The following is a 12557-nucleotide window of genomic DNA, read 5'->3' as shown; positions in this document are numbered from 1 at the left end:
GTTCAGGAGAGCTGCGGACGTCAGCCCACGGAGCCCTCGAGCTTGAGAGCGAGAAGCTTGTCCGCTTCGGCAGCGAACTCCATGGGCAGCTGATTGAACACATCGCGGCAAAAGCCGCTCACCATCATGGACACAGCTTCTTCAAAACCGATGCCGCGACTTTGAAGGTAGAAAAGCTGGTCTTCGGAAATTCGGCAGGTGCTGGCTTCGTGCTCCACAGCTGAATCAGGCTGCTGGGAGCGGATGTAGGGATAGGTGTTGGCACCTGCCTGATCACCGATCAACATCGAATCGCACTGGCTGTAATTGCGGGCGCCGGAGGCACCCGGGCCGATCTGCACCAGGCCGCGATAGCTGTTGCTGGAGTGCCCCGCGCTGATGCCTTTGCTCACGATCGTTGAGCGAGTGCGGGGACCGACGTGAACCATTTTGGTTCCGGTATCGGCCTGCTGGCGGTTGTTGGTGAGCGCCACGGAATAGAACTCGCCAACCGAGTCAGCTCCCTGAAGAACACAGCTCGGGTATTTCCAGGTGATCGCCGAACCTGTTTCCACCTGTGTCCAGCTGATGCGGCTCCGCGCCCCGCGGCACTGGCCTCGCTTGGTCACAAAGTTGTAGATCCCTCCCACACCGTTCTCATCGCCGGCGTACCAGTTCTGCACCGTGGAATATTTGATCGACGCATCATCCAGCGCCACCAGCTCAACCACAGCCGCGTGCAGCTGATTGGTGTCGAACATCGGAGCGGTGCAGCCCTCGAGGTAGCTCACCGACGCACCTTCTTCGGCAACGATCAGCGTGCGCTCAAACTGCCCTGTGTCTCCTGAGTTAATGCGGAAATACGTGGACAACTCCATTGGGCACTCAACGCCTTTGGGGATGAACACGAAGGATCCATCACTGAACACGGCGGAATTGAGAGCCGCGAAGTAGTTGTCGTTGCTGGCCACCACGGTGCCCAGGTAGCGCTCGATCAGGTCTGGGTGTTCCTTGACAGCCTCACTGAAGGAACAGAACACCACACCGTGCTCTGCAAGCTTTTCCTTGTAGGTGGTGGCAATAGAGACACTGTCAAACACCGCATCCACAGCCACATTGCTCAGACGCTTCTGCTCACTCAGAGGGATTCCGAGCTTGTCGAAGGTTTCCAGCAACTTGGGGTCGACCTCATCGAGACTCGCCTTCTTCTCCTGCTGCTTCGGAGCTGCGTAATAAACGATGTCTTGGTAATCGATCGGCGGGTACCCAAGCGCAGCCCAATCGGGTTCTTCAAGGGTGAGCCAATGGCGAAAGGCCTTCAGTCGGAACTGGAGCAGGAAGTCGGGTTCAGCCTTCTTCTCAGAAATCAGACGCACCACGTCTTCACTGAGACCTTTAGCAATCTTGTCGGTCTCGATCTCGGTGACGAAGCCGTATTTGTACGGCTGGCTTACAAGATCCCGTGTGGACGTGGAGGTCATGGCAATCAGCCGGCAGTGGCGTGAATGGTTTCGGTGCTGATCGTCTGCTCATCACCCCGGAAAGGATTGTCCTCAGTGAGGAAAAGCATGCAATGGCATTCCTTGCGCTCACGCATCGGCACACAAGGGCAGTTCCAGAACGCCTGGGACACCTCTGCTTCCTTGTCCTCGTAGTGACGGCAGGGGCAGAGAGCACCACCGAGCTCATCCTTGTGACGCGCCAGTCCCTTCAGCACAACAGCGGTCACACCGGGGTCGCTACAGAAATAGGTCCCTGTGCGCTGGGCATAGGTCTCTGCGAATTTACGGATGACCTCGAGGCTCTCAGCAGTCGGTTCTGAAGTGCCGGCAGGGGCGTCTGTCATGGCGCGAAACGGGGCTACGGGGAAGAGAACCGGGGGGAGATACGAAACCTATTGGTTTCGTTTTTTGGAGCCTAGAGCACGGATCCATCACCCGACGGATCCAGCCATTGTGAATGACACCGGATCACCACAACGGACAAGCGATGTTGCCCAGGCACTGACGGATCTGTGGGCTGTCATTACCTTCGGCGCATCAACACAGTGATCCGCCATGGCCATTGCCAACCGTCCGATCAGCGACTGGCTGGGAGATGAAGCTGAACTGCTGCTGAACGCCGCTCCCCGGGTGAGCAAAGAGCGACTCCATCTGCCCAACACCCACGTGGTGGATCGCTTCAGCCTGACCGACCGCAACCCCCAGGTGCTGCGAAGCATTCAGCAGATGTATGGAAGCGGTCGTCTCGCGAACACCGGGTACCTCTCCATCCTCCCGGTCGACCAAGGCATCGAGCACTCTGCGGCCCATTCCTTCGCCCCCAACCCCGACTACTTCGATAGCGAGGCGATCGTCGAGCTGGCTGTGGAGGCCGGCTGCAATGCCGTGTGTTCCACCCTCGGCGTTTTGGGATCCGTGGCCCGGAAGTGGGCCCACCGCATTCCGTTCATGGTGAAGGTGAACCACAACCAGCTGCTCACAGCACCGAACGTGCATGAGCAGATCCTCTTCGCCTCGGTCGACCAAGCCTGGGACATGGGGGCTGTGGCCATCGGTGCCACCATTTATTTCGGAAGCGACGACTGCAACAGAGAACTGCAACAAATTGCGGCCCTGTTCGAACATGCCCACGACCGCGGCCTGGCCACGGTGCTGTGGTGCTACCTGCGCAATCCGATCTTCAAGCAACCCGAAGCCGACTACCACCTCTCCGCCGACCTCACGGGTCAGGCGGTTCACCTCGGCGTCACCATCGGCGCCGACATCATCAAGCAGAAGCTGCCGGCCAACAACGGTGGCTATCCCGCCGTTGCCAAAGCTCTCGGCCAGTCGTTTGGCATGACGGACGATCGCATCTACAGCGAACTCTCGAGTGACAACCCGGTGGATCTTTGTCGGTATCAGGTGCTCAATTGCTACTCAGGCCGGATCGGCCTGATCAACAGCGGCGGCGCCTCAGGCAGCGATGACATGCATGAAGCGATCCGCACAGCCGTGATCAACAAACGGGCTGGGGGCAGCGGTTTGATCATGGGGCGCAAGGCGTTCCAAAAGCCCCGTCAGGAAGGGGTGGATCTGATTCACGCCGTTCAAGACGTCTATCTGAGTCCCGAGGTCAATATCGCTTGAGCCCAGATCCCATGGCATGGTGAGGAGACGATTCCGATGTCATGGGCGCTCCATCCCAGGCACCCACCCGCGAAGCGACCCTCACCCTGCTGTTGAGGCAGGGTGAGATCGATGCGGCCGGACTGGCCAGCCAACTGGGCATCTCCGTGCAGGCCATGCGGCGGCATCTGCGCACCCTCGAAGACGAGGGGCTGGTGGAATCCACCGCGGTGACTGCTGGACCGGGGCGCCCTTCGAACCTCTGGCGGCTCACGTCCCGCGGCCATCAACACTTTCCCGATGGCAGCGAAACCTTCGCGATCGGCTTGCTGGACTCATTGGCTCAAAGCCTGCCTCCGGAAATGCTGAGCGCTCTGCTCCAGCAGCAGGCGCAGGACAAGGCCGACCAGTACAGACGTCATCTCGGTGATGCTCCGCTCGAGGAACGGGTGCGTGCCCTTATTGATCTGCGCAGTCGCGAGGGGTACGTGAGCGATATGGCGCCTGCGCAGGATGGTCACGGGTGGTGCATCAGTGAATTTCACTGCTCCGTGCAGCGCATCGCCGAGGAATTCCCCGCCATCTGCGACCAGGAACTGCAGCTGATCAGGATGACGTTCCCCGACTGTCAGGTGGAACGGGTGCACTGGCGCCTGGAATCAGGCCACTCCTGCGGTTTTCAGATCAGCCCCACAGACCACCTCCACGACACGAAGACCCCGCTGTGATCGAGTCTTCTTCACCCAAAGGGCCCCTCAGCCGCGAGGACGCCGAGCGGATCGAAGCCACCCTGCTTCCCACCCTGGACCGCCACCATCTGCGCTTGCAGGCGCACTGCCTGTCCACCCTGAAGTCCATTGCAGCGCCGCGTTGTGAAGGACCACTGCCAAGCGACGCCGAGATTCAGGCCTGGTGCCGGGACCAACCTGCGCTGCGTGACGCTTCCGATTTCCAGGATGAGCTGCTCAGACAGTTCCAAGTGATTTCCGATCAGCTCAACGCCCTGGCGAACACCTGCGGATGCTCCCCGCTCGAACTCACCCTCACCGCATTGATCGAACGTGCCGAAGCCGCGAGCCGCCAACGCCTCGCCCAGGAGCGCTGAATCGGCGGGTCCCCAGCACTGCAGACCTCCTGCAATCATCAGTGAAGTTCTTCTCTCACCATGACTCTGGAGATTCCTGACGCTCTGAGCTTCTTCCGGCTCAGCTGCGGGCAGTGGCGATCCCAGCGCAGCGTTCACCATCTTCTGCACCGACGTGCCGAAGCCGGGGGATCACTGATCGTGGTGGACGACCTCCTGCCAACGGATGATCGGCTGGTGGCGATGGCCCGGCAACACGGCCAGGATCCGGCACGGATCATCGGCGGAAGCCACGTGCGCTGGAGCGCCAACATGGCCTGGGATCGCGATGGCGATGCCCACGACGGCGAAACCTGCTTTGCCTTGATTGCTGACGCCGACGCTGAGCGCAGCGGCACCTTGCTCAGAGACCAGGGCTACGCCGAGAAAGCACCAGCGACATCCACCTTCAGCATGGACGACCGCGACGGCCTGATTTTGCGCACGAGCTACGAGATGATGACGGTGTGGGAGCGATTCAGCTTCAACGGTCCGAACGTCAGAGTGCGCTCGAGCACCGTTGAGGGCTTGTCGAACAATGCGTCCTTCTGCGTCGAAACGCGGCTTTCGGACGCTGCCCCAAGGGGTGCTGCATCCGCTAGTGGACCAGTGAACTCCCTCTTTGGCTGGTGAGCGTCTCTGTTACGGACTGTGAGGCACCGGTGGGCAGTTGAGAGGGGTGTTGACTCACACTTCTACGATCACGCCAGTGGATTTAGAAACGCGTGGCACTCCCCCTTCTGCAGTACGCCCCAACCACGCAGAACAACCGAGTCGCTGCCATCCGGGTTGCGTCTGACGAGAACCAGCGCACGCGTCAGATGGATATCTCCATGGACCCGGAGAACCTGAAGACAGTGATTGAGTCGGCGTACCGCCAGATCTTTTTCCACGCGTTCAAGAGCGACCGTGAGATCTTTCTCGAATCCCAGCTCCGTAGCGGTCAGATCACTGTTCGCGATTTCATCCGAGGTCTCTGCCTCTCCGACACGTTCAAGCGCAGCTTCTATAACCTCAACTCCAACTACAAGGTGGTCCGCCATCTGGTTGAAAAGGTGCTCGGACGCAAGACCCACGGAAAATCTGAGGAAATCGCCTGGTCGATCGTGATTGCCACCAAGGGCGTGGAGGGCATGGTGGATGCCCTTCTCGACAGCGAGGAGTACCTCAACGCCTTTGGGTACGACACCGTGCCTTACCAACGCAACCGCGTCCTCCCGGGTCGCGAGCTGGGTGAAACCCCCTTCAACATCACCACCCCCCGTTACGACGAGTACTACCGGGGCATCCTGGGCTTCCCTCAGGTCGTTTACACCGGCACAGCCAAAGCACTGCCTGCAAGAGCCAAACGGGTTCGTGGTGGATCACCGTCGGACTATCTCCCCTGGGTGCGCGGCCTGTCGAATGCACGGGGAGCTTCGCCCAGTGGATCCGCAGACATCGACTACCTCGCCAAGGTTCCCTACCGCAGCGTCGGACGCTGAGCCCTCAAGCAATCGAATCGTTTCAACGGGGCCAGCGCCCCGTTTTTTTTGCGCCGAAACCAGCTGCAGTCAGAAGATGCTGACCCTGGGCATTCCGCTTGTTTGAAAAAAGGGATTTGCCTGCAGACTGATCCCAAAGAAACTCAGGAGCACGCCCGGTGACGCAGGCCATCACAAATCTTGCCCGACTGACTCTTCGTCAGCTGCGTCAGATGGCGAGTGACCTGGGCGTGACTCTCTATAGCCGCAAGAGCAAGCAAGACCTCGTTTCAGCCATTGCCGAACGACAGGAACGTCGTGGTGGCGATCTCAAGGCGATTGAAGCTGAACTCAACCCCCCAGCTCGGCCTCAGGCCAACACCAGGGTGGTTTTCCTCCCCCGCGACCCCCAGTGGGCTTACGTGTTCTGGGAACTCTCGGATGACGACCGCCGGCGCGCCCAAAGTGAGGGAGCCTCTCACCTCAGCCTGCGCCTGGCAGATGTTACCGGCCTGCAAGATGGCTCCTCCCATCCCCACACCCTTCAGGAAGTTCCTGTCGATAGCCACAGCACCGAGTGGTATCTGCCAGTGCCGCTGTGCGATCGCGACTACCGAGTTGAGCTCGGATTCCGTGCCGGCAGTCAGTGGATGTCCCTAGCCTTCTCATCGGTTGCTCGGGTGCCTGCTCTCCATCCAAGCGATCAGATTCTTGATCAGTTTGTTCCCTTCAGCCTCGATGCCAGTGCGCCGGCTCCCCAGCCGGTCACCACTCCGATCGAACCCAGTGACAGTGGCCTGCACGAGCGTCTCTATCAAAGCGCCACCACCCACTTCCGCAGCCGCCGAGTGGGTTCTGAGGTTCTGCATGAGCTGGACTCACAATCCGGCGATCAGCGGGGGCTGAGCGATTCCGGCGCAGGACTTTGGGCCAGTGGACGCAACGAATCAGGTCTCGGCGGTGTGGCGCCGCGCCAGCGCAGTTTCTGGCTGGTTGCTGATGCTGAGCTGATTGTTTACGGAGCCACTGATCCCTCGGCGCGTCTCACCATCGGCGGCGAAGAGGTTCCCCTCTCCAGCGACGGCACCTTCCGCATCCAGGTCCCATTCCGCGACGGCGAGCAGGCCTACCCCATCGAAGCAACCGCCGCCGATGGAGAGCAGAAGCGCAACATCACGCTGAACTTCGAGCGTGTGACCCCTGAAGACAACAGCAACCCCGCCAGCGAAGCCAAAGCTGAGTGGTTCTGATTGGGTGGGGATGACCAACAACCGTCCACTGCGCTGGTTCGTGGCCATCACGCCCCTGGCGGGGGCCATGATTTTCCCAGTGGCTGTTCCACTCACGATGGCCAAGGTTGGCATTGGTGCCGGTGTCGGCGTGGCCTTGGTGTTGAGCAGTCTCTGGTTCGTCACCATGCTGCGCACTTCTGAGATGCCTCACTGACATCAATCGGGGAATCCTGTTGCCATCCGCTCCAGGGTGATGAACTACGGCCCGATCGCCTTACTGGCCTTCACGCTGCTGGGCTGCAGCCAGCCCGGCATGGTGATCGGCCGCTCGCCCAGCGAACTCCCATTGCCAACGGCGATTGAGGTTCGCTTCAACCATCGCGACAACAGTCGCTACCGCTCTCCACTCGGTGGCCAGTGGCGCAACGGCGACGATTTTGAAGGACACCTGATCGAGCAAATCGATGCTGCCAGGACGGAACTGCTGGTTGCTGTTCAGGAGCTCACGCTTGCGCAGGTCGCCGCCGCACTGGTGAGAGCCCACCAGCGCGGCGTGATCGTGCAAGTGGTGCTTGAAAACAGCTACAGCGCACCCTGGGCCGATCTGCATGAATCGGATCTGCCGCCCCACGCTCGTCAGAGACTGCGACGCTTGGAGGCCCTTGCCGACGTTGACAGCGATGGCGTGGTGACAGCAAGGGAGCGCCGTGCAGGCGATGCCGTGGGGTTGCTGCATGAGGGCGGCGTGCCTGTCATCGACGACACCGAGGACGGCAGCCGCGGCAGTGGACTGATGCACCACAAATTCATGGTGATCGACAAGCGCCAGGTGATCACCGGGAGTGCCAACTTCACAAGCTCTGGCGTCCACGGCGACGGTGGAGCACCACGGACCCGCGGGAATGTGAATCATCTGCTCAGCATCCAAAGCACCGAACTGGCTGCTGTGTTCCAAGAAGAATTTCAGATCCTGTGGGGGGATGGTCCGGGAGGCCTCCAGAACAGTCGCTTTGGCAGAGGAAAGCCAAGCCGGCCTGTCCAAAGCGTGACGGTGGAGGGAACACGGATGGATGTGCTGTTCGCTCCTCACAGCAAGCGGTCCAAAGGCCATGGCCTCCAACTCATTGCACAACACCTGAGCACGGCAGAGCGCAGCATTGATCTGGCCCTGTTCGTGTTCTCGGCCCAGTCGCTGACGGATGTGTTGGCCCAACGTGTTCAATCCGGAGTAGCGATCCGGCTGCTGGCGGACCCGGGCTTCGCCAGTCGATCTTTTTCAGAGGTGCTCGATTTACTCGGGGTGGCACTGCCCGACCGTTTCTGCAAGCTGGAACAGGGCAACCGCCCCTTGGCCAAGGCCCTGAAGGGCGTCGGCACCCCCCGCCTCGCCCGCGGCGACAAGTTGCACCATAAGTTCGCCGTGATCGACAACCGCAAAGTAATCACGGGATCCTTCAATTGGTCACCGTCGGCTGCTCATCAGAACGACGAAACCCTGCTGGTGATTCACTCACCCACACTGGCAGCGCACTTCACCCGTGAGATCGATCGCATGTGGCGCGGCGCTGAACTGGGCATCACAAAGCGCATGCGCCGCAAACTGGAACGGCAGCGTGCCAAGTGCGGCAGTGGTGAAGAAAGAAGCTCAAACAGCTGAAGAGATAGCAGCCAACAACAACGTGTTTCGGGCCAAGCTGCCATCACACGCAAAATTGAATTTTTAGTTGACTACACGTGTGTTGCCGAGGAGCCTAAGCAGACTAAAGGCCTTCCCCAAGCCTGACGATGACCTCATTCACCCATGGGACCATCAGCAAAAGATCATTATTTGCCCTACTCGGTGTCCTGAGGTTGTTCTTAGCCGTGGCAGCCATCACGGTCATCACCGTCGAAATCATTGAGGTCTACATGCAAAAAGAGGTCATGCACCTCGCCCTATTTGCGATGTTTTTCCTGATCTGCAATTTTCAGATCAACCTCAGCAGACACACATCTGTCTTTAAGAAAGAAGAGCGAATCAGTCGATTATTCATCCTGGCTCTCTTCAGTCTTGCCGCTGCCTTCTTTGAACTTGTCGACCTTGGCTTTGACCAGCTCACCAAAAACCTCAAAAGCAATCCCCTACTCACAACTGGCTACCAAAGCATCTGCGTCCTAGAGACTGCGGTTGCGATTTTAGCCATTCTCTTAATCACCTATTCCATTGATCGAATGCTGGTCACCCTGCGCTCAACGGCACATGACCACAGAACAGTCAATCTATGATTAACAAATAAATGAGCCACTAACCGAAGACCAAGAAAGCGCTTTGGAGCAACCCAAAGAAATCAACACCGATCATTGTTGATTTTATTGCGACCCTCTCAAGGAAGGAACCTAAAGAGCAGCACAATTCAGCGAAGTGATCGATCGGATAGAGCCCGGACCAGAACTGACCATCAACGAGCGCATAGGCCGCAGAATGGATCGACAGCGTGCCGAGTGCGGCAGTGGCAAACAATGCAGAGGATCAAACGTTCGCCGGCAAGGTCATGCGGGCCCTGCGCCTTTTGATTCGGCGCAACTTCAGCGCCCGCGGCCTTTATCTGCGCTTTCTGGCAGGACGGATCACCTTTGTTGATGGCAGAGAGAACAACGCAAGAGCGATCGTCCTGCAGATTCCAGGTCAGACCGACCCCTGTTACAGCCCGTTCAACACAGGAATCGCCCGCAAGCTGTGCGCTGAGGGTTACACAGTGGTTCGCTGCGATTTCAGCGGTCAAAAGCTCAACCAAATGAAACGCGAACTCACAGATCACCAGGTGGATGCTTTCTGCGAACAGCTCATTCAGCGCTGTCAGCGCTTGCGGCGGCGTCATCACCAACCACTGATCCTTGTCGGCAAATCACTGGGAGGAGCCATCGTGACCAAAGCGCTCGACAGAACAGGCGCAGCTGGCTGTGTGGTGCTCGGCTACCCATTCCACAAAGAGGGAAGCCACTGGGACCGGCTTCGCCACCTCCAACACATCCGCAAGCCCGTGTTCATCATTCAGGGTGAGGACGACCGCTACGGCGGCAAGAACCTGGTCGCAGGACTGACACTGTCCGATTCAATCGACATGGTGTGGATCGCTCAAGCCGAGCATGGCTTCAAACACCACATACCGGCTCTCAAAGACGAATTGGCAGGCGCTTGTCAGACGATCCTCAACGGATCCAATGGTCTGGAATCAGAGGCAGAATGACGACCTCTTCCCTCACCTCGCCTTGCGCTTCCTGACTCTTCTGCTCAGCCTCGCGGTGTTGAGGGTGCCTGCCGCCCAAGCGAAGGTTGAGTATGTACCTCTGCCCACCAAAGACGAGCTGCGCTCGCTTCAACTGCAGGCCTACGCCTGCTCCAGGGAGAACGATGCGGATCTCTGCGAAGCAACCCGGAAGACAGCAGACCCCTTGATGGACCACCCCCGACTCCCCGCGGCCTGCAAAGACGCCGTGTGGGAGCTCATTCAGGCCTCCACCCCCGCCACACCGAACACCTTCCAGCGGCGCGACAGCATCGACAGGCCAGCACGTCGGCTCACGGTGGTCTGCGCCAAACCGGTCAAACCCAAAAAGCAAGCCACCCCGGCTCCAGGCAAGGCCTGAGGTCTCTTAAGACCAATCGAAACTGAAACGCTGACCGGGCAGAAGTCGAGAGACTTCTGAACGCGCTTCATCCAGCAACTGCGCGCTGATCAGTGGGTGGCTCTTCAGATCTCGGATCAATTCGTTCATGTCATCACTCGTCAGCCCGTGGCTGGACACCATGGATTCCAGGCGCTTGCGGAATTCATCAAGCACTGCTTTTTGCTCCTCCGAGAGAGGTCCGGCATTCGGATGATCGATCTGCATACAACGCAACGTTCTCCCTTCCTTCAAAGGTAGCTGCAACAACTGGTTGTGCCGAACACCCCTAACGGCTTCAGACGTGTTTAGGTTCCCGTTGAATTGCTGTCTGATGGGATGACCGCATCCGCCTCGGCCGAACCGACGCACACCCTTGTGCGTCTGGACGCTCCCTTCACTGACCAGAAACCCGGCACGTCCGGACTGCGTAAGAGCAGCCGCCAGTTCGAACAGCCGCACTATCTGGAAAGCTTTGTTGAGGCAGTGTTCCGCACACTCCCTGGGGTTCAAGGCGGCACCCTGGTCCTGGGGGGCGACGGTCGCTACGGCAATGCCCGGGCCATCGACATCATTCTGCGCATGGGCGCAGCGCACGGTCTCAGCAAGGTGATTGTCACCACGGCTGGCATCCTCTCCACACCAGCAGCATCCAATCTGATCCGCAAGCGTCAGGCGATCGGTGGAATCATCCTCTCGGCCAGTCACAACCCAGGGGGAGCCGAAGGGGATTTCGGCGTGAAGGTGAACGGTGCCAACGGGGGGCCTACGCCTGCCTCTTTCACGGACGCCGTCTTCGAATGCACCAAGACACTCGAGCAGTACGCCATCGTCGAGGCGCGAACCCCCAGCCTCGATGCCCCTGGCAAGCATTCCATTGGCGCCATGGACGTGGAGGTCATCGATGGCGTGGATGATTTCGTGGAGTTGATGCAGGAGCTGTTCGATTTCGATCGGATCCGCGATCTGATCCGCAGTGACTTCCCCCTGGCCTTCGACGCCATGCATGCCGTGACCGGCCCCTATGCGCGACGTTTGCTGGAAGGTTTGCTCGGAGCACCAGCTGGAAGCGTGCGCCATGGCACGCCCCTCGAAAACTTTGGTGGTGGACACCCCGATCCCAACCTCACCTATGCCCACGAACTGGCTGAACTGCTCCTCGATGGGGACGAGTACCGCTTCGGCGCTGCTTGCGACGGTGATGGCGATCGCAACATGATCCTGGGCCAGCGCTGCTTTGTGAATCCAAGCGACAGCCTTGCGGTGCTCACCGCCAACGCCACGGTGGCTCCGGCCTATGCCAATGGCCTGGCCGGGGTGGCCCGTTCGATGCCCACCAGCGCTGCGGTGGATGTGGTGGCCAAAGAGCTGGGGATTGACTGCTTCGAAACCCCAACTGGCTGGAAATTCTTTGGCAACCTGCTGGATGCCGGCAAAATCACACTGTGCGGTGAAGAGAGCTTCGGCACCGGCAGCAACCATGTGCGCGAAAAGGACGGCCTCTGGGCCGTGCTGTTCTGGCTGCAGATCTTGGCCGAGCGCCGCTGCAGCGTCGCTGACATCATGACCGAGCACTGGAAGCGCTTCGGACGCCACTACTACTCGCGTCACGACTATGAGGCTGTTGCCAGCGAAGCCGCCCACGGGCTTTACGACCGTCTCGAGAGCATGCTTCCAGACCTTGTTGGGCAAGCGTTTGCCGGGCGCACCATCAGCGCGGCCGACAACTTCAGCTACACCGACCCCGTGGACGGGTCCGTGACCACGGGGCAGGGCCTGCGCATCCTGTTGGATGACGGCAGCCGAGTGGTGCTGCGTCTCTCGGGCACCGGCACCAAAGGCGCCACGATCCGGATCTATCTCGAGAGCTACGTCCCCAGCAGCGGCGATCTCAACCAGGATCCCCAAACTGCCTTGGCAGGCATGATCACGGCCATCAATGACCTCGCTGAACTAGAGCAGCGCACGGGCATGGACAAGCCCACGGTGATCACGTGATCCAACC

Annotated in this window: 16 protein-coding genes; 12 read left to right on the top strand and 4 right to left on the bottom strand. The window is 59.5% G+C overall.

Annotated features, from left to right (window positions below):
* Positions 1-20: 20 nt before the first annotated feature.
* Complete coding sequence (sufB, locus tag KQ296_RS08770; RefSeq protein ID WP_011934038.1) at positions 21-1460, bottom strand: Fe-S cluster assembly protein SufB; 1440 nt, start codon at positions 1458-1460, stop codon at positions 21-23.
* A gap of 5 nt (positions 1461-1465) precedes the next feature.
* Positions 1466-1825 (bottom strand): ferredoxin-thioredoxin reductase catalytic domain-containing protein, encoded by a 360-nt coding sequence (locus tag KQ296_RS08765; RefSeq protein ID WP_011934039.1) that lies wholly within the window; start codon positions 1823-1825, stop codon positions 1466-1468.
* 211 nt (positions 1826-2036) lie between these two features.
* Here KQ296_RS08765 and KQ296_RS08760 point away from each other — a divergent pair, with 211 nt between their 5' ends.
* From KQ296_RS08760 to KQ296_RS08720, 9 genes are all read left to right on the top strand, one after another.
* On the top strand, positions 2037-3110 hold the full coding sequence (locus tag KQ296_RS08760; RefSeq protein WP_011934040.1) for a class I fructose-bisphosphate aldolase: 1074 nt from the start codon (positions 2037-2039) through the stop codon (positions 3108-3110).
* A gap of 41 nt (positions 3111-3151) precedes the next feature.
* Positions 3152-3817: an iron-sulfur cluster biosynthesis transcriptional regulator SufR gene (gene sufR / locus KQ296_RS08755; RefSeq protein WP_011934041.1), complete on the top strand. Its 666-nt coding sequence runs from the start codon at positions 3152-3154 to the stop codon at positions 3815-3817.
* The gene (locus KQ296_RS08750; protein WP_011934042.1) at positions 3814-4194 is read left to right on the top strand and encodes a hypothetical protein; all 381 of its coding nucleotides are present in this window, start codon (positions 3814-3816) and stop codon (positions 4192-4194) included. The genes sufR and KQ296_RS08750 overlap by 4 nt, the downstream gene beginning before the upstream one ends.
* Positions 4195-4254: 60 nt before the next feature.
* Complete coding sequence (locus tag KQ296_RS08745; protein ID WP_011934043.1) at positions 4255-4845, top strand: phycobiliprotein lyase; 591 nt, start codon at positions 4255-4257, stop codon at positions 4843-4845.
* Positions 4846-4937: 92 nt separating this feature from the next.
* Positions 4938-5696: a phycobilisome rod-core linker polypeptide gene (locus KQ296_RS08740; protein ID WP_011934044.1), complete on the top strand. Its 759-nt coding sequence runs from the start codon at positions 4938-4940 to the stop codon at positions 5694-5696.
* 158 nt (positions 5697-5854) lie between these two features.
* Positions 5855-6925, top strand: a complete 1071-nt coding sequence (locus tag KQ296_RS08735; protein ID WP_011934045.1) for a DUF4912 domain-containing protein — start codon at positions 5855-5857, stop codon at positions 6923-6925.
* A gap of 10 nt (positions 6926-6935) precedes the next feature.
* Positions 6936-7121, top strand: a complete 186-nt coding sequence (locus KQ296_RS08730) for a hypothetical protein (protein WP_011934046.1) — start codon at positions 6936-6938, stop codon at positions 7119-7121.
* Between the two features lie 39 nt (positions 7122-7160).
* A complete protein-coding gene (locus tag KQ296_RS08725; RefSeq protein WP_011934047.1) occupies positions 7161-8564 on the top strand; it encodes a phosphatidylserine/phosphatidylglycerophosphate/cardiolipin synthase family protein in 1404 nt (467 codons plus the stop codon).
* 128 nt (positions 8565-8692) lie between these two features.
* Positions 8693-9172: a hypothetical protein gene (locus tag KQ296_RS08720; protein WP_011934048.1), complete on the top strand. Its 480-nt coding sequence runs from the start codon at positions 8693-8695 to the stop codon at positions 9170-9172.
* A gap of 19 nt (positions 9173-9191) precedes the next feature.
* Here KQ296_RS08720 and KQ296_RS08715 read toward each other — a convergent pair whose 3' ends face one another.
* A complete protein-coding gene (locus KQ296_RS08715; RefSeq protein ID WP_041428683.1) occupies positions 9192-9407 on the bottom strand; it encodes a hypothetical protein in 216 nt (71 codons plus the stop codon).
* Between KQ296_RS08715 and KQ296_RS08710 the strand changes: the two genes are divergently transcribed.
* A complete protein-coding gene (locus KQ296_RS08710; RefSeq protein ID WP_259726450.1) occupies positions 9397-10134 on the top strand; it encodes an alpha/beta family hydrolase in 738 nt (245 codons plus the stop codon). The genes KQ296_RS08715 and KQ296_RS08710 overlap by 11 nt on opposite strands.
* Positions 10109-10534 (top strand): hypothetical protein, encoded by a 426-nt coding sequence (locus tag KQ296_RS08705; RefSeq protein ID WP_011934050.1) that lies wholly within the window; start codon positions 10109-10111, stop codon positions 10532-10534. Before KQ296_RS08710 ends, KQ296_RS08705 begins: the two co-directional genes overlap by 26 nt.
* A gap of 6 nt (positions 10535-10540) precedes the next feature.
* On the opposite strand, the gene KQ296_RS08700 is transcribed toward KQ296_RS08705, so the two are convergent.
* Positions 10541-10780, bottom strand: a complete 240-nt coding sequence (locus KQ296_RS08700; protein WP_011934051.1) for a hypothetical protein — start codon at positions 10778-10780, stop codon at positions 10541-10543.
* A 111-nt stretch (positions 10781-10891) separates the two neighbouring features.
* On the opposite strand from KQ296_RS08700, the gene KQ296_RS08695 reads away from it, so the two are divergent.
* Positions 10892-12550: an alpha-D-glucose phosphate-specific phosphoglucomutase gene (locus KQ296_RS08695; RefSeq protein WP_011934052.1), complete on the top strand. Its 1659-nt coding sequence runs from the start codon at positions 10892-10894 to the stop codon at positions 12548-12550.
* The last annotated feature ends 7 nt before the right edge of the window (positions 12551-12557 follow it).

It is taken from the genome of Synechococcus sp. CS-197, from assembly GCF_025128215.1.
Classification (GTDB): domain Bacteria; phylum Cyanobacteriota; class Cyanobacteriia; order PCC-6307; family Cyanobiaceae; genus Synechococcus_C.
This window is presented reverse-complemented; position numbering and strand designations above follow the sequence as displayed.